Genomic DNA, 15,698 nt, shown 5'->3' with positions numbered 1-15,698 from the left:
ATGGCGGGCCACACCGAAACCGATTTTGAACGAGCCATTGAATATGGCCTCATCATGAACGATCGCTATCGGAAGGGCGACCCCAAGACGTTCGATCCGGTAACGGCGCTGTTCCCCGACGATGTGATCAGCTTCATCCGCGCCAGTCAGCCTGTGCGGTGGGGACAGCTAGAGGCGATGCTCAAGGATCGCACCGCCGCCATGATCATCGACAGCCTGACCAAGGAGCTGGCGAGCAAGGGCAGTCTGGGCGTGCTGCGCCACGGCTTTAAATGCTACGGTAAAACGCTGCGCCTCGTCTATTTCCAGCCCAATTCCGGGCTAAACCCGGAGAGCGCCGCTCGCTACGCAGCCAACCGGCTGACGGTCACACGGCAGGTGCGGTTCAAATCCGACGTTCTGAAACAACCGGACGGTCGCGCTCGCGAATGCGTGATCGACGTGGTGCTGGCAGTAAACGGACTGCCGGTCGTCACGGCGGAACTAAAGAACCCCCAGACCGGCCAGCGCGCCGAAGATGCCTGCACCCAGTATATGCGGGATCGGGACGGCCGTGATCTGCTGTTCCGCTTCAAGGAACGCGCCTTGGTGCATTTCGCCGTAGATCCCGACGAGGTGTGGATGGCGACGCAGTTGAAGGGGGAGGAGACCTACTTCCTGCCCTTCAATCGCGGGCACAACCACGGCGCGGGCAATCCGCCGGTCGATGGCAATTGGAAAACCCATCATCTGTGGGATGAGGCGCTTCGGGCTGACAGCCTGCTCGATATTCTCCAGCGTTTCATGCACCTGGATGTCAGCGAACGAACGGTGGAGACGTCCACTGGCTTTCGGACGGTCCGCAAGGAAGTGATGATCTTCCCGCGCTATCATCAACTCGACGCAGTGCGGAGCCTGGTCGGCCACGCGGCGGCGCATGGATCGGGACACAATTATCTGATCCAGCATTCGGCCGGGTCGGGCAAGTCGAACAGCATCGCGTGGCTGGCTCACAGGCTAGCGACGCTCCACGACGCCGAGGATGAGAAGGTGTTTCATTCGGTGGTGGTGATCACCGATCGCCGCGTCCTCGACCAGCAATTGCAGAACACCATCTATCAATTCGAGCATAAGACCGGCGTGGTCGAGAAGATCGACGAGAATACGCAGCAACTCGCCAAGGCGCTGTCGAACGGCACGCCGATCATCATCTCGACTATCCAGAAATTCCCCTTTATCTCACAGGCGATCAAGACGCTGGAGGCCAAGGGCGAAGGCGTGGCGATAGACACTCGCGATCGCCGCTTCGCCGTGATCGTGGACGAGGCGCATAGCTCGCAATCCGGTGATACGGTCGCGGCGCTCAAGGGCATTCTCAACAAGGACGGCATTGCCGACGCCATTGCGGCTCAGGCGGGCGACGAGGAGGATGACGATCTTTCCGAAGAGGCCAAGGCCGCGATCCGCCAGCAGATGCTGCAACGCGCCCGCCAGCAGAACTTGAGCTTCTTCGCCTTCACGGCGACCCCCAAGTTCAAGACCAAACTGGTGTTCGACGAACCGGGTCCGTCCGGCTCCGCGCCATTCCACGAATATACGATGCGGCAGGCGATTGAGGAGGGCTTCATCCTCGACGTTCTCCAGAACTACACCACCTACAAACGCTTCTTCGGACTGGTGAAGCAGGTCGAGAATGACCGCGACGTGCCGAAGAAGAAGGCGGCGAAGGCGCTGGGGCAGTACCTGGAACTGCACCCGACCAATATCGGGCAGGTAGTTGCGATCATCATCGAGCATTTCCGTCTGCGCGTGATGCATGAACTGGGCGGCCGGGCGAAAGCGATGGTCGTCACCGGATCGCGCCTATCCGCCGTGCGCTACAAGCAGGCCTTCGATCGCTATATCCGCGACAATGGCTATCAGGGCATTCGCGCGCTGGTCGCCTTTTCCGGTACGGTAGAGGACCCGGCCGATCCCGGTTCCGCCTTCACCGAAGTGGGCATGAACGACGGCTTGCCCGAACGGGAATTGCCGGAGCGGTTCGCGGGCGAGGATTACCGTGTGCTCATCGTCGCGGAGAAATATCAGACCGGGTTCGATCAGCCGCTGCTCCAGACCATGTATGTGGTGAAGAAGCTGGCGGGCGTTCAGGCGGTCCAGACGCTGTCCCGCCTCAACCGCACTGCACCCGGCAAGACACGCACGTTCGTCCTCGATTTCAACAACGAAGAGGCCGACATCTATAAGGCGTTCAAACCCTATTACGAGACGACGCCCGTTGGTGAAAATGCCGACCCCCAACGACTGAATGAACTGCATCACAAATTGCTGCAACCTGCCGTGTTCACCCCCGCCGATGTCGATGAATTTGCGGAGGTCTGGTTCAAGCGACGGCGCGATCATACAGGGCAGGATCACCGGACGATGAACGCAGTTCTCGACCGCTCGGTTGATCGCTTCAACAGGCTGGAAGAGACCGCTCAGGAGGAGTTTCGCGGACAAATGACCGCGTTCAACAACCTCTATTCCTTCCTCTCGCAGATCATGCCCTATTTTGATGAGGGGCTGGAGCGGCTCTATGCCTTCCTTCGCAACCTATCGCCCAAACTTCCCCGGCCGGGCGATGGATCTAAATTCACGCTCGACGACGATGTCGCGCTAAAATTCTTCCGGCTCAGTCAGGTGAACGACGGCACCATTGATTTGACGCAGGGCGACGCACTGCCGCTCAAGGGGCCGACCGATGTTGGCACCGCTCGCGAGAAGGATACCGAAGTTGCCCTGTCATCGCTGGTCGAGAAGCTGAATGAGCGGTTCGGGACCGATTTCACCGAAGCAGACCAGCTCTTCTTCGATCAGGTGCGGGCTACGGCTGAGCGCGATGAGAAAGTGGTCGAGGCCGCCCAAGCCAACAACTTCGCGAATTTTTCCGCCTTCTTTGGCCGCATCCTCGAAGATTTGTTCATCGACCGCATGGAGGGAAATGAAGAGATCTTCGGCCGCGTGATGAAGGACCGGAGCTTTCGAGGTGCCGCTCAGGACCACATCGCGCGCGAGGTCTACGAGCGCATTCGTAAGACTGAAGCGCCGCAGGTGGGTGAAGAATGAAGCTCGTTCTGGGCGGCATCAATGGCATCTATCTTCGCAATTTCATCGAGCAGGCCAGTCAACCGGTCGATGGCAAACTACAAACCGAAGCTGTCTGGGCGGCGGTCGCTTACGCGACAGACACGGGGCTTCTTTTCGATTGGTGTTGGGACAAAGGCGTGCCGCTTCGCTTCTGGGGGCGGCTGGACGACGAAGTCGCCGTCACTGTCGGCGTTCTCAACAGTTTCCTTTCTCGGCGATCACCGAACTTCGTCTGCAAGCTTGTACAGCATCATCATGCGAAGGTGATTTGGTGGCGCGGGTTCGGGGTATATATCGGATCGGCAAACCTGACGTCGAAAGCTTGGTATAAGAATGTCGAGGCAGGCTGCTTCTTCCCAGAAGCAGAGATCGACGACGAATTAGACCGCCAGATTTCTGACCTGTTCGCTCAGCTTGATGCACAAGCTACGCCGCTGACCGAGGAGCTTCGGGATTGGATGATCGCGCGAGCCAAGAAGCTGGCCGCGACGAAGTCTGATCCAAGCCCCTTCTGGCAGCACCCGAGTATCAAGCAGTGGTCGGGCCTAGTTCGGACAGCCCCCAAGGCGGCAAGTAATCGACAACGGCAGGCGTTCTTAAATGAATGGCGCTCGACGCTTCAAACGCTTCGAGACATTGGTGCTACTGTCAGCCAGATTGGGAACAGGCCAGCGTGGGTTAATCCAGAAGCAGCGGCGGGCGCTCAAGCCGATCAATTTCTTCATGCGCACTACTACATGCGCACGTTCGATGGCCGTCGAGCTGACTTCGAACGCTACTATGAGCAATTCCGCCTCAATCCGGCGAAAGGCCTTAACGAAGCGGTGGAATGGTGGAAGGCGTCTGCCAGATTGGAACAGGAGGCGATTGCGATCAACGAGACCGCGCCTCGTTTGCGCGACGCGCTTCGTTCCGACAGCCTAGCTCGAATGAAGTTTGCCGAGTTTCGAAAGGTTGCGGAGCACATTCATGCGATGCGTGAATATTCGCGTCGCGTCGCAAACCGTACCGTCGGCCTTCCCTCTACTGGAACACAATTTTCGATCCCCGAAAAGCTAGATGCACTCACGAAGCACATCTGGACGAGCCGAACCGCATCGGGCGCATCGGTCACTGAGGTAATCCAATACATCCTATACGGCGGTCCGATTGATTTGCTCCCCGATCGGCTGTGGGACGCGATCTCCGAGCCATCTTGGAAACTCGATTGCATGGGCGTATCGGCCTATGGCGAACTCGTCGGATGGGCAATGCCCGACCGCTTCCCGCCACGAAACGGCCGAACATCAAAGGCCCTCCGCTCATTGGGATATGATGTTCGCGTGCATGTCGGCTAATTGGCCACTGCAGAATGCAACCAGTTGCAAGTATTGCAAGTCTACATACCAAAATGAAAGCGTCTGACTTGAAAGGATTAATATCCGCACAACTCACATGACGACGCGCAAAAATCTTTCAGGATATAGCAGCGTGTTAAGCTGGCCACATCAGTATTATTGACACAGTATATCATACTTTGGAAGCAGAGAAACTTCCCGTAATGTTGCCTGCGGCGATACGTCGCCGTACCCTTCCCCTTCGGTTCTCGGCGCGTGACCCTGAATTCGATCTCTAATCTCCGGGTCCATCCGCACATTCCGACTGACCGTTTTGAACCGATGCCGCCATCCGTGATTGGGCTGAACGTCAGGATCATCGACGCCGATCTCTCGCACCCAATCAGCGAGAAACTCGCCGACCTTCTTGGATTGCGGATTTTCGTCCGACCCTCCCCTACGCCGCAAGGGATCAAAAAAGAGGTAGCCCGTCGCTTTGCGTGCGACCGCCGGAAATCCCTGTTCAACGAGATGTGGATGCAGGGCCACCGTCCGCGCTACTGACGTCTTGATCGGTCCCGCCTCCGGCGTGATGTGTATCGTCCAGATGCCATCAACTTGCGCCACGTCCTGAGCGCGCAATTGAGTGATCTCGTTCACGCGCGCCCCTGTGTAGGCACAAATCCACGGCACCCAACGTCGTGCCAATGCGCGTTCCGGGGACAGCCGGGGCGGCGGCGGCGTGAGCGTCGCCTTCAAAATCTGGTTGGCTTCCTCGTCGGTCAAACCTGGCCCGCGCTTGCGAACCTTCTTCGCCCCGCGCACGCGGGTGGTCTCGGCAGGATTGTTAGGTAGCTTGCGGTTCTCGACGGCCCAACGGAGTGTGGTTTTCAAAGCCGAGAGATACGTTTCCCCAACGGTCTTGGCGCTCAACCCGGAACCGTCTTTGCCTGCCTTGTGAAGCAGGTGGTCCTTCCATGCCACGACGTTCTCCGGCGTCACCTTGGCGGCGTCATCATGCCCGACGAACGCCTTGAAGGCTGATAGCTGACGCCGCCACGCCTTGATCGTGGCCGCAGCGGGCTTCCGCTCTTTGGCATAGCCATCGAACAGCCCCATCATAGACACCGGGGTCCGAGCCATTCGTTCGCGTTGGCGCTCAGCATCTAACCGATATTGCTCGGGCGAGAAAGTGTCATCCAACACGCGGACGGGATCGCCATTGGCTTCCTGCGCGAACCGACGCGCAGCCTCCATCTGACCGCGACCAACGAGTTTCGTCAGTCGACGGTGCAACGAGGTGCTAGGGGCGATCTGCCAACCGAAACGCTCTATCAGCGCCTCGACGATCCAATCGGTCATCATGGCGCTTTCACTGCCGATCCTCATTCCGGCGGCGGCGTCTCCCGATAGGGCATCATAATCCTGCATAAGGTCGACCGCCCGATCTTCATCGGTGATCGTATTCACCTCATCGATCAGACGACCGACACGCTCCGCGAACCACAGACGCACGCCTTCTTCGGCTTCTTCCGCTGTCGGCTCTCGCTTGATGGTATCAAGAACCACGGCTGACGATCTGGTGCCGGTCGCCTCGGCCAGCAGGCGGTCAAACTTTTCCAGTTGGCGGGCGAGCAAGTGCCGAGCCTCGGAAATGCTGCCTGTCCCCAAGGACGTCAGAACCTCGGTTTTCCCAAAGGCGGCACGAGCACGCTTGGGCACGCCCCGCCGAAAGACAAGATACTCCCCACGCCGATACAGGTAACGATGCCCCTTCACCCGCTTCAAGGATTTCTCCCCTTTTTGTAGCAGATTTTGTAGCAAGCATCGCTGCAGAAAGCCCGGTTTTCAAGGATTTTAAGGCTTATCAGCAGCTTGTCAGGTAAATGGCGGAGAGGGAGGGATTCGAACCCTCGGTACCCGTAAAGGCACGCCGCATTTCGAGTGCGGTACAATCGACCACTCTGCCACCTCTCCGCAGAGGTTTCTCGCTCCATGCCGCAGGTCAGCGCGGCACGGTGGTCAGCGAGGGGGGCCGGTTAGCCCAAGGTTTCGGGACTTGCAAGCGCCTCCTTGCTGCAATCGCCCCGACACCCTAAATATTTCGCATGAAGGCCATGACCGCCAAGCCCCTCGACCTCGGCACGCCGCTGCCGCCGGTCGCCCATGCCCGTTTCTCGATCGGCGACGTCGTGCGCCATCGGATGTTCGATTTCCGCGGTGTGATCTTCGACATCGATCCGGTCTTCGCGAACAGCGACGAATGGTATGAATCGATCCCGATGGAAGCCCGCCCGCGCAAGGACCAGCCCTTCTATCACCTGCTCGCCGAAAATGCCGAGGCGTCGTACGTCGCCTATGTCAGCCAGCAGAACCTGATCGTCGACGACAGCGAGGAGCCGGTCGACCATCCGGCGATCACCGGGCTGTTCGACGATTATGCCGGCGGCCGCTATCGCCTGCGCCGCGAACATCGCCATTAAGGCGGGCGGGGTTCTCCCCCGCCCGGCCCGGCATCAGAACTTCACGCCGGCGCGCGCATAGAGATAGCGCCCGTTGAACCCGAACGGCGAGAAGCTGCTGTAGGGGATGAAATAGTTGTTGATCGCCGCCGCGCCGAGGATCGGGTTGCGCGTCGGATACACGTCGAACAGGTTGTTCGCGCCGATCGCCAGCTCGAACTGGCCCGGCGTCGCCCGCAGTTCGAGGTCGGTCAGCCACTTGGGCGTCAGCACGACATCGGTCGCCACCGCCCCGCCCGGGGACAGCGTGTTGCCGTACCGGTTGGTGCGCGCGGTCAGCCCGAAGATGCCCTGCGACCAGTCGGCGCCGAGGTTGATCTTCGAACGCGGCTGGCCCTGCGTCAGCCGCAGCGATTCCTGCCGCCCGAACAGCGTGACGCCGGGGATCGCCGACAGCGTCGAACGGTCGGTGATGTCGGTCTGGTTGTAGTTGTAGCCGGCGGTCAGCGTCACGCTGCCGATGCCGAGATCGGGCACGCGATAGGTGCCGACCACTTCCACACCCTGCGTCCGGGTATCGATGCCGTTGATGAAGAACCGCGCCGAGGTGATGTCCTGAATCCCCGCGCCGCGCAGCACCGCGACGACCGCCGCGCCCTGAAGATTTTCCGACAGGATGACGCGGTCGTTGATCTTGATGTTGTAATAGTCGGCGGTCAGCGTCAGCCCGCGCAGCGGAGTCAGCGTCAGGCCGCCACCGATGTTGAGCGACTTTTCCGCCTCCAACTGCCGCGAACCCAGCGCGCGCGCCACCGGATCGCCGACGCGGAACGTGCCGATCTCGACAAGGGTGCCGCCGATGTTCTGCGTCGCGAACGACGAGAAGAACTGCTGCGCAAGGCTTGGCGCGCGGAAGCCGGTGGAGATCGATCCGCGCGCCGCGATCCATGGCGTCGGGGCGAAACGGGCGGCGACCTTGCCGTTCACCGTGTTGCCGAAATCGCTAAAGTGTTCGAACCGGCCGGCGGCGACGACGTTGAACGCATCGCTGAACTTGCCGTCCAGCTCGACATAGCCGGCGATGCTGTCACGCGATGCATCGACCGCGCTGTTCGGCGAGAAGCCGGGGAAGCCCTGCGATCCGGCGGCCGCGCCGTTGCTGAACGCGAACGGGCCGGCGGCGTAGCTTTGCAGTTCGCCGGCGAGGATCTTGTAGTTCTCGTTGCGATATTCGCCGCCCAGCGCCAGCGACAGGTCGGACAGGAAGCCCACCGACAGATCGCGTTGCAGATCGAGGTTCACCGTCTGCTGGCCGAAGCGCGTGCCGCCCGCCTTGAACGCGCGCTGCGATTGCGGACCATAGGAGGCGTTGAAGCTGTTCTCGATGCGGAAGTCGAAGGCGTTGGTGCCATAGACATAGGACAGGTCATAGGCGAAGCCGCCCAGATCGCCCTTCACGCCGACCGCCGCCGCGAAATCCTCCATCTGGCTGGTGATGAGCGGCAGGAAGCCATCGGCGTAGAACGGCGTGCAGACCGTGCCGGTGAAGGTGCAGTTACGCAGATCCTGGATATTGCTGTTGGTATCTCGGCCCGAGGCACGACGATAGAAAGCGGCGCTTTCGCCGTCGCGGATGCCATAGCTGCCGAATACGTAGAGTTCGGACGTGCTGCCGAGATCGACACCGCCGTTCAGGAAGAAGTTGAAATCGGTGGTCTTGGCGTCGCCGTAGCGGTGGTTGACCCGGTCATAGGTGAATTCGCGCGAATCGACCGTGCCGTTCGCCTGCAGCGGATAGTTGCGGCGCGGGTCGAAACCGGCGCGGTTGGTCGGCTCGCGATCACGATATTCGCCGGTCAGGTTCAGATAGCCCGATTCGCCGACCGGCAGACCCATGTTGGCGGCGAAGGTAACGGTGCGGCCGTCGCGCACGTCGCGGTCGTCGCCGGTTTCGTTCAGGACATAGGTGCCATCGGCGCGCACCTGCGGCTGGCCGTTCGTCTGGGTGGCGATGCCCGATACCTGACCGACGCCGTCCATCGTCGTGACGTATTTGCCATAGGTCATCGTCGCCCGGCCGCCCTCGCGGCGCTTGAGCTGCACGTTGATGACACCGGCGATCGCGTCCGAACCATATTGCGACGAGGCACCGTCGCGCAGCACGTCGATCCGTTCGATCGCGAGGCTGGGGATGGTGTTCAGATCGACCGCCGACGAGCCGCGCCCGACCGATCCGTTGGCGTTGAGCAGCGACGTCGAATGGCGTCGCTTGCCGTTGACCAGCACCAGCGTCTGATCGGGCGACAAGCCGCGCAGCGTCGCGGGACGGACCACGTCGGTGCCGTCGGTGATCGACGGCTGCGGGAAGTTGAACGAGGGGACGAGCTGGTTCAGCAGCTTGTTCGTCTCGGTATAGCCGGCGTTGACCAGGGCATCGCCGGTGATGACGTCGACCGGGACCGGGCTTTCGGCGACGGTGCGGCCCTGCGCGCGCGTGCCGACGACGACGATCTCCTCGCCGGCCGGTACGTCATCGGCGGGCGGCGGCGTCGCGATCTGCGCATTGGCCGGAATGGCGACGAGTGCGCTCGTCAGCACCAGCGCGTTGAAAAGGGTGTTACGCATCAAAATCTCCCCCGAACGATGTTTCCCGCATCGTCGTTGCGCCCTGAGCGTCCGGCACCCGCTTTTACAATACAAGCCGCTCGATAGAGGCGTCATGCGAATGTCACAGCGCTGTTGCCGCGCTGCAACAACGCTTTCCTACACCCGAATCGGTGTTCGGCATTGACAGCCGGGAACGCTTTACGTAGGTCCAGCGCTACTTGCCGCGTGGGGTATCTCCACGCGGACATATTGCATTTGGGAAAGAAGCAAGGGCCATGTTCGCAATCGTGCGCACGGGCGGCAAGCAGTATCGCGTTGCCGCAGGAGACAAGATCGTCGTCGAAAAGCTCGATGGCGAAGCTGGCAGCAGCGTGACGCTCGGCGACGTGCTTCTTGCCGGTGACGGTGCCGACCTGAAGTCGGTCGACGGACTGACCGTATCGGCCGAAATCGTCGCACAGGCGAAGGGCGAGAAGGTCATCGTCTTCAAGAAGCGCCGCCGTCACAACTACCGTCGCAAGAACGGTCATCGCCAGCAGCACACCATCCTGAAGATCACCGCGATCGGCGACCAGCGCGCCGACGACAGCGCCGCCGCATAAGCGCCTGAGCGAATACAAGGAGTTTGAACCATGGCACATAAAAAAGCAGGCGGTTCGTCGCGCAACGGTCGTGATTCGGCCGGCCGTCGCCTTGGCGTGAAGAAGTTCGGTGGCCAGGAAGTGGTCGCGGGCAACATCATCGTGCGCCAGCGTGGCACGAAGTTCTATCCGGGCGTGAACGTCGGCATGGGTAAGGACCATACGCTGTTCGCGCTGGTCGATGGCCGCGTGGCGTTCAAGGAAGGCAAGCTCGGCCGCAAGTTTGCGTATGTCGAGATGCAGGCGCAGGCCGCAGAATAACGGGCTACTATCCGGGTAGCCCACCAGGGTGACCCGGGTTCCGGCAACGGAACCAGCCAACAAGAGGGAGGCGGGTCATCCCGGCTCCCTTTTTCTTTGCTCTCTCCGGTCCCACCGCGCCGCACAATCTGTGCCGCGCTTCAGGAGAGAGCCCGTGTTCGCCCGTACCGAACGGTTGACCCTGCGCCCCGGCTGGCCCGAGGACGCCCCTGCCCTGGCCAGCGCGATCGGCCATGAAGCGGTCGTACGCAATCTGTCGCGCGCGCCATGGCCCTATACGCTGGCCGATGCGCAGGCCGCGATCGCCAACGGCTATGCCACGTCCGGTCCGCATTTCCTGATCTTCGCGCACAATGGCGGCAAATGCGCGCTGATCGGATCGATCGGGATCGGCCCGTTCGGGGATATATCGCACAATCTCGGCTACTGGATCACGCCCAGCGCCTGGCGGCGGGGCTATGCGACCGAAGCGGCCCGCGCGGTGCTGCGGCTGGCGGCGGCGCTCGGCGTGGAGCGGGTGGCGGCGGGACATTATGTCGACAATCCGGGGTCGGGCGCGGTGCTGCGGCGGTTAGGATTTGCCGCCACCGGCGAAACGCTGTCGACCTATAGCGCCGGGCGCGGCTGCCATGTCGAATCGATCGAATATGTGATCGATCCCCGGCTGGTCGCATGACCGGCGGCGGGAACGAGCGACGGGTACGGGCGGTTGATACGCACGGCACCCCCGCCGTCCCGCGAAAGGCAACCGGCCGATGATCGATCCAGAAACCCCGAACGAACCCAAGGACATGGAAGAGGCGCAGGAAGAAGCCGCCGAGGAACGCGAGGAAGAGGGCGGCTATCAATAAGCCAGACCGGGGCGGCCATGACCGCCGCCCCGCACTATCCCTCGATCAGATCGAGATAGGCGACGACGTCGCTGCTCGTCTGAAGATACAAGCCGCCCTGAACCGCCTCCGGCTCATTGGCCGCCGCTGCCAGCGCCTCCGACAATGTCCCGTACAGGATGGTCGTCGCCACCCCGCCCTCGTCGTCGAGATGATAGAGCCGGACCGCCGCGTCTTCCGATACCGTTCGCATCGCTTCTCCCTGCGCCGATGCCGCCGACAGGGCAAGCGTCAGGCAGGCGCCAGCCGTGCCGCCGCGAACTCGCTGTCGACCAGCCCGATCAGCGCGCGATCGTCGAGGTTCCATGGGTGGAAGCCCGGCAGGAAGAATGCCGCCCATGCGCCCAGAACCCGCCGCGCCATGCCCGGCCGGCCGAACGCATAGCCGAACAGCCGCCACTTTACCCCGGCACCGGTCAATCCATCCTGCGCCAGCAGGTCGAGCATGCCGGCGGTGCGTCCACGAAAGAATTTGACGGTCACGATCAGCATCACCAGCGCCTTGATCCGCCAGCGCCGGAACCGGCTCCAGTCACGAGTAGCATGGACCCAGGTGTCGTAGGCGACGCCCTTGTGCTCGATCTCCTCGATCGCGTGCCAGCGCCAGAGGTCGGCCACCTGCTGCTCGCCGCCCGCCAGATGGCGGGGATCGGCGACCAGTTCGTGCGCGAGGATCGCGGTGAAATGTTCGAGCGCCATCGTCGCCGCCAGATTGGCGATCGGCGGCTTGCCTCGAGTGATCGACAGTTCATGGTCGACTCGCGCGTCCAGCCGCGACGTGTCATAGCCATGATCCGTGACCTGCCGGTTGAACGCCATATGCTCGCGCGTATGGATCGCCTCCTGCCGGACGAACGCGCGGATTTCTTGCGCCAGCCGCGGGGGCACCTGATCCTGATACGCCCGCACGCTGTCGATGAAATAGCCCTCGCCCTTGGGAAACGTGACCGACAGCGCGTTGTAGAAGGCGGTGGCGTACGCGTCGCCGTTCAGCCACCAGCGTCCGGGCGCACGGTCCCGCCCGAAGCGGACGTCGCGCGGGGTGATGGTCAGATCGTCGGGAGTCTTTGCTTTCGCCACGGTTCTGCTCCAACTAACCGATGCGAAATGTGATCTACTTACAGTGATGTCAATAGCTCGCCGTCGCCTGTCCCCCGAAGCGTCGCGCGATGCCGCGCTCGATGCCGCGCGCGATCTGCTGATCGAAGCCGGGCCGCAGGCGGTGACGCTGAAGGCGGTCGGACTTCGGATCGGGCGGACGCACGCCAATCTGCTCCACCATTTCGGGTCGGCATCGGGACTGCAAAAGGCGCTGGCCGAGCGGATGGCGACGACGATCACCGCATCGATCGGCGCGGCGGTGCTGCGCGCGCACGAAGGCGATCACGATCCGCGCGAGGTCGTCGACCTGACGTTCGATGCGTTCGATCGCGAAGGCGCCGGCGCACTGGCGAGCTGGATGATCCTGTCGGGCAACGACGATGCGCTCGACCCGATCCTCGATGCGATTCACGCGCTGGTCGACCGGCTGGGCAGCGAACAGGCGCTTAGCGAACTGCCGTTGGCGGAGGAGACGCTGCAACTGGTGCTGATGGCACTGGGCGATGCGCTGCTCGGCGGGGCGATGGCGAAGGCGCTCCGCCTGCCGCGAGAAAAGGCGCGCGACCTGGCGACCCGCGCATTGTTGCGCACGCGCGGCGACCTGCCGTGCTGATCCGGCCGGCGATACCCGATGACGCATCGGCCATCGCTGACATCCTGATGCCGATCGTCCGCGCCGGGGAAAGCTATGCGCTCGACCGCGACCTGCCGGTCGATGCCGCGCTCGCCTTCTGGCACGCGCCGGGCAACGCGGTGTTCGTCGCCGATGTCGATGGCCGGGTCCTCGGCAGCTATTTCTGCCGGGCGAACAAGGACGGCGGCGGACGGCATGTCGCAAACTGCGGCTATGCGACGCATGGCGCGGCGACCGGACGCGGCATCGCCCGCGCGATGGCACTGCATTCGTTCGATCACGCCCGCGCCGCCGGCTTCCGCGCGATGCAGTATAATTTCGTGATCGCTACCAACGTCCGCGCGATCGGGCTGTGGTTGTCGCTGGGGTTCGAACAGGTCGGGCGCTTGCCCGGCGCGTTCGACCATCCGGCGCTGGGCGAGGTCGACGCGCTGGTGCTGCACCGGTGGCTCTGACACTCAAGGAACACCCTTCCCCCATCGCGCGACTCCGACTAAGCGGATGCCATGCATTTTCTCGACCAAGCCAAGATCTTCGTCCGTTCGGGCGTGGGTGGCCCCGGCGCCGTCAGTTTCCGGCGCGAAAAGTTCATGGAGTATGGCGGCCCCGACGGCGGTAACGGCGGCAAGGGCGGCGACGTCATTTTCGAAGCGGTCGCCGGCCTCAACACGCTGATCGATTTTCGCTACACCCAGCATTTCCGCGCGCCGCGTGGTTCGGGCGGTTCGGGATCGAACCGCACCGGAGGCGGCGGTCGCGATCTCGTCATCCGCGTGCCGGTGGGCACGCAGATATTGTCGGAGGACAAGGAAACCGTCCTCGCCGATTTCACCCATACCGGCCAGCGCGAGATATTCCTGCGCGGCGGGGACGGCGGACGCGGCAATGCCAGTTACAAGACGTCGACCAATCGAGCCCCGCGCCAGCACGGCACCGGCTGGCCGGGCGACGAGGCGTGGGTATGGCTGCGGCTCAAGCTGCTCGCCGACGCCGGGCTGGTCGGGCTGCCCAATGCCGGCAAGTCCACCTTCATCAACGCCGTGACCAACGCGAATGCCAAGGTCGGGGCCTATGCCTTCACCACCACCCGCCCGCAGTTGGGCGTGGTGAGCCACCGCGATCGCGAATTCGTGGTCGCCGACATTCCGGGATTGATCGAGGGCGCAGCGGAAGGCGCCGGGATCGGCGACCGCTTCCTCGGCCATATCGAACGGTGCCGGGTGCTGCTCCACCTGATCGACAGCCATGTTGACGATCCGGTCGCCGCCTATCGCATCGTCCGGCAGGAACTGGAGAATTACGGCGCCGATCTCGCCGAGAAGCCCGAGGTGATCGCGCTCAACAAGGCCGATCTGCTCGACGAGGAACTGACTGCCGCGCTGATCGCCGAACTGGAGGCGGAGAGCGGCGCGACGGTACTCCCGCTGTCGGGCGCGACCGGGCAGGGGCTGGAGGCGGTGCTCGACCGGCTGCTCGCCGCGATCGGCCCGTCCGAGATGCACGCCGGGGAAGCCGACGGGGAGCCGGGCGAATGGTCGCCGGTCTAGCCGACGCCCCCCGCCCCGACGCCGACCTGTTCGGCCCGCGCCTGGTCGTCAAGGTCGGTTCGTCGTTGCTCGTCACGGCCGACGGCACGGTCCGGCGCGACTGGCTCGCCGGACTGGTCGCCGACATCGCCGCACGGGTGAAGGCGGGGCAGCAGGTCGTCGTCGTCTCGTCGGGGGCGATCGCGCTTGGTGCGCGGCGGCTCGGGCTGCCCAGGGGCGGCCGGGCGAGCCTAGAGGATGCGCAGGCCGCCGCCGCGACCGGACAGATCGCGCTGTCGAGCGTCTGGGCCGAATTGCTCGGCAATCATGGCCTCACCGCCGCGCAACTGCTCGTCACGCTCGACGATCTGGAGGACCGCCGCCGCTATCTGAACGTCGCCGCGACGCTCGGCCGGCTGCTCAAGCTGGGCGTCGTGCCGGTGGTGAACGAGAACGACAGCGTCGCTACGGAAGAAATCCGCTTCGGCGACAACGACCGGCTCGCCGCACGGGTCGGCGCGGCGGCGCGCGCCAACGGCGTCATCCTACTGTCGGACATCGACGGGCTGTACGACAGCAATCCGCACGCCAACCCCGATGCGCGCCTCATTCCCCATGTCGAGACGATCGACGCGACGATCCTCGGCATGGCCGACAGCCGATCGTCGTCGGGCATGGGATCGGGCGGCATGGTGTCGAAGGTGGAGGCGGCGCGTATCGCCACCGCCGCCGGCGCGACGCTCGCCATCGCCAGCGGGAGGATCGACCATCCGCTCGCCCGCTTCGCCGCGACCGGCCATGGCACGGTGTTCGCCGCCCCACGCCATGCCCCGGCGCGCAAGGCATGGCTGTCGGGCGGGCTGACCGATCGCGGGGCGATCCGCGTCGATGCCGGCGCGGTCGCGGCACTCGCCTCGGGGCGCAGCCTGCTCCCCGCCGGGGCGGTATCGGTCGAGGGCGATTTCGCACGCGGCGATCTGATCCGCATCGTCGCCACCGATGGTCGCACCGTGGCGCGCGGCCTCGCCGAATATGACGCGGTCGACGCCGCGCGGATCGTCGGGCGGCGCAGCGACGAACTGGGCGACCTGCTCGGGTACGCGCCGCGTTCGGCGCTGGTCCACCGCAATCATATGGCGTTGCTGTGAAGAC

14 protein-coding genes and 1 tRNA gene are annotated in these 15,698 nt (G+C 63.3%); 10 read left to right on the top strand and 5 right to left on the bottom strand.

All coding sequences use genetic code 11. The annotated features are described in order from the left end of the window. Together ASG37_RS00990 and ASG37_RS17215 are read left to right on the top strand one after the other, a co-directional pair. The gene (locus ASG37_RS00990; protein WP_055755417.1) at positions 1–3,087 is read left to right on the top strand and encodes a type I restriction endonuclease subunit R; all 3,087 of its coding nucleotides are present in this window, start codon (positions 1–3) and stop codon (positions 3,085–3,087) included. Then, entirely contained in the window at positions 3,084–4,445 is a 1,362-nt protein-coding gene (locus ASG37_RS17215) for a phospholipase D-like domain-containing protein (RefSeq protein ID WP_082447906.1), read from the top strand. The genes ASG37_RS00990 and ASG37_RS17215 overlap by 4 nt, the downstream gene beginning before the upstream one ends. A gap of 156 nt (positions 4,446–4,601) precedes the next feature. Here ASG37_RS17215 and ASG37_RS00985 read toward each other — a convergent pair whose 3' ends face one another. Together ASG37_RS00985 and ASG37_RS00980 are read right to left on the bottom strand one after the other, a co-directional pair. Continuing rightward, positions 4,602–6,203: a DUF6538 domain-containing protein gene (locus tag ASG37_RS00985; protein WP_235525118.1), complete on the bottom strand. Its 1,602-nt coding sequence runs from the start codon at positions 6,201–6,203 to the stop codon at positions 4,602–4,604. 108 nt (positions 6,204–6,311) lie between these two features. After that, positions 6,312–6,401: transfer RNA gene (locus tag ASG37_RS00980), tRNA-Ser, on the bottom strand. A 140-nt stretch (positions 6,402–6,541) separates the two neighbouring features. Between ASG37_RS00980 and hspQ the strand changes: the two genes are divergently transcribed. Beyond that, positions 6,542–6,907: a heat shock protein HspQ gene (hspQ, locus tag ASG37_RS00975; protein WP_414886715.1), complete on the top strand. Its 366-nt coding sequence runs from the start codon at positions 6,542–6,544 to the stop codon at positions 6,905–6,907. 33 nt (positions 6,908–6,940) lie between these two features. On the opposite strand, the gene ASG37_RS00970 is transcribed toward hspQ, so the two are convergent. Beyond that, positions 6,941–9,511: a TonB-dependent receptor plug domain-containing protein gene (locus ASG37_RS00970; protein WP_055755414.1), complete on the bottom strand. Its 2,571-nt coding sequence runs from the start codon at positions 9,509–9,511 to the stop codon at positions 6,941–6,943. A gap of 257 nt (positions 9,512–9,768) precedes the next feature. On the opposite strand from ASG37_RS00970, the gene rplU reads away from it, so the two are divergent. The 3 genes from rplU (at position 9,769) to ASG37_RS00955 (ending at position 11,071) form a co-directional block, all read left to right on the top strand. Further along, positions 9,769–10,095: a 50S ribosomal protein L21 gene (rplU, locus tag ASG37_RS00965; RefSeq protein WP_055755413.1), complete on the top strand. Its 327-nt coding sequence runs from the start codon at positions 9,769–9,771 to the stop codon at positions 10,093–10,095. A gap of 30 nt (positions 10,096–10,125) precedes the next feature. Beyond that, the gene (rpmA, locus tag ASG37_RS00960; RefSeq protein WP_055755412.1) at positions 10,126–10,395 is read left to right on the top strand and encodes a 50S ribosomal protein L27; all 270 of its coding nucleotides are present in this window, start codon (positions 10,126–10,128) and stop codon (positions 10,393–10,395) included. Positions 10,396–10,549: 154 nt separating this feature from the next. Next, a complete protein-coding gene (locus tag ASG37_RS00955) occupies positions 10,550–11,071 on the top strand; it encodes a GNAT family N-acetyltransferase (RefSeq protein WP_156348990.1) in 522 nt (173 codons plus the stop codon). Between the two features lie 209 nt (positions 11,072–11,280). Here ASG37_RS00955 and ASG37_RS00950 read toward each other — a convergent pair whose 3' ends face one another. Next, complete coding sequence (locus ASG37_RS00950; protein ID WP_055755411.1) at positions 11,281–11,478, bottom strand: hypothetical protein; 198 nt, start codon at positions 11,476–11,478, stop codon at positions 11,281–11,283. Between the two features lie 38 nt (positions 11,479–11,516). Beyond that, positions 11,517–12,365, bottom strand: coding sequence for a metal-dependent hydrolase (locus ASG37_RS00945; protein ID WP_055755410.1), 849 nt, complete (start codon positions 12,363–12,365; stop codon positions 11,517–11,519). A gap of 46 nt (positions 12,366–12,411) precedes the next feature. Between ASG37_RS00945 and ASG37_RS00940 the strand changes: the two genes are divergently transcribed. Genes ASG37_RS00940 through proB form a run of 4 tightly spaced genes read left to right on the top strand, consistent with a single transcriptional unit; the run spans position 12,412 to position 15,694 of the window. Then, on the top strand, positions 12,412–12,999 hold the full coding sequence (locus tag ASG37_RS00940; RefSeq protein WP_055755409.1) for a TetR/AcrR family transcriptional regulator: 588 nt from the start codon (positions 12,412–12,414) through the stop codon (positions 12,997–12,999). After that, entirely contained in the window at positions 12,993–13,475 is a 483-nt protein-coding gene (locus ASG37_RS00935; RefSeq protein WP_055755408.1) for a GNAT family N-acetyltransferase, read from the top strand. Before ASG37_RS00940 ends, ASG37_RS00935 begins: the two co-directional genes overlap by 7 nt. A gap of 51 nt (positions 13,476–13,526) precedes the next feature. Continuing rightward, positions 13,527–14,567 carry a GTPase ObgE gene (gene obgE / locus ASG37_RS00930; RefSeq protein ID WP_055755407.1) on the top strand — a complete coding sequence of 347 codons (1,041 nt, stop codon included), beginning with the start codon at positions 13,527–13,529 and terminating at the stop codon, positions 14,565–14,567. After that, positions 14,552–15,694 (top strand): glutamate 5-kinase, encoded by a 1,143-nt coding sequence (proB, locus tag ASG37_RS00925; RefSeq protein WP_055755406.1) that lies wholly within the window; start codon positions 14,552–14,554, stop codon positions 15,692–15,694. Before obgE ends, proB begins: the two co-directional genes overlap by 16 nt. The last annotated feature ends 4 nt before the right edge of the window (positions 15,695–15,698 follow it).

It is taken from the genome of Sphingomonas sp. Leaf407 (assembly GCF_001425385.1).
Classification (GTDB): domain Bacteria; phylum Pseudomonadota; class Alphaproteobacteria; order Sphingomonadales; family Sphingomonadaceae; genus Sphingomonas.
The sequence above is the reverse complement of the archived record's forward strand: the minus strand, read 5'-3'. Positions and strand labels throughout refer to the sequence as shown.